The following is a 1,266-nucleotide window of genomic DNA, read 5'->3' on the forward strand; positions in this document are numbered from 1 at the left end:
AGTCGAGACCCAGAGCCGCGTTGGCGGTGAGGTTGGCGCGAATCTGGCGTTCGCCGGTCAGGCGACCGGAATAGAGGATGTCGCCGCTCTCGCCCGATGTGGTCGTGGGCTCGACGGTGGTCCGCCCGGTCAGGCCGATTATGGTGCCGCGCTCGGGTGACCATTTGAGGTCGGCGTTGACGGTGGCACCCGATATCGCATCAAGGTTTTTGTCGTCGATCGCTTCCCTGAGCCAGCCGGCCGAGAATTCGCCCGACAGCTTCTCACCCATGTCGAGTGCAAGGCCGGCGCGGGCGCCGAGTCGCGTCGACGAGCGCTCGAAGCCTTCATTGTCGATGCGTTGATCATAGGTCCGGCGGCCGACCTCGATTTCGGTGAAGGGGGTCAGGGCAGGGGAGATCTCGTAGCCGGTGCGCAACGTCGCCGTGTAGAGCGTCGAGTCCTGATCCTTCTGCGATAGCGAGGTGCCGTCCGAGAGCTTGGCGTCGCCGTAGAAGTCGTGCGAGACCGCGCCGGTCAACGTGTACTGCATCTTGCCGAGATGCTTTTCGACGGCCAGGCTGCCATCGATGGTCTGCCGCAGCGGCTGCTTGCTGACGCCGGCAATGGCATCAGGCGATGATGCCGATTCCGGCACGGCCTCGTAGCCGAGCTTGGCGATGGCGCGCAATTCATTGTCGAGATCGACATTGAGCTGGCCTTCGATGCGGCCTTGCTCGTCGTGAACCGGGTAACCCGAGACGGTCTCACGAAAAAGGCCATAGCCGTCGATCGTAGCGGAGTTCTCGCGCCAGTCGGAGGCGGCGGAAAAGCGCAGCGCGGTCTCGGACAGCAGCGCCGACTTGCCTGCACTGCTCGAATCGCCGTTCGAGGTGGCGGTCAGGCCCTGTTCGATCGTCGGCCGGATGACGAAGGAGCCCCATTTGACGCCGGTGGCGGCAAACGGATCATCCTCCAGCTTCTTCTTCTGGCCTTCGATGGCGTCCGTACGCTCCGCTCCTGGGTCGAGCTTCTGCCTGTCGGCGCTGTCGATGGTGAGTGCGCGGCGGTTGGCCGTGTCCGCATCGGTCTCTGCAGCATCGGTGGCGTCCGGCGTGGAGGCGGTCGTGGAAGCGGTGATGTCGGAGGTGTCGGCCGTCGATTTCTTCTTCTTTTTCGACTTGTCGGCAGCCCTGTCCTTGGCCTGGTCAGCCGCATTCTGCCTGGCGCTCGATGAGCGGCGGCGCGGCTTGGGCGGCGCCGCCGTGTCGGCGGACGTGTCGTCAG

1 protein-coding gene is annotated in these 1,266 nt (G+C 64.8%); it reads right to left on the bottom strand.

Translation table 11 applies throughout. The features are described from left to right. Positions 1–1,266 (bottom strand): outer membrane beta-barrel protein (locus EN991_RS36745; RefSeq protein ID WP_127370549.1); only part of this gene is annotated, 1,266 nt, incomplete at both ends.

Origin of the sequence: Mesorhizobium sp. M7A.F.Ca.US.005.03.2.1, from assembly GCF_003997795.1 — a bacterium.
GTDB lineage: Bacteria > Pseudomonadota > Alphaproteobacteria > Rhizobiales > Rhizobiaceae > Mesorhizobium > Mesorhizobium ciceri.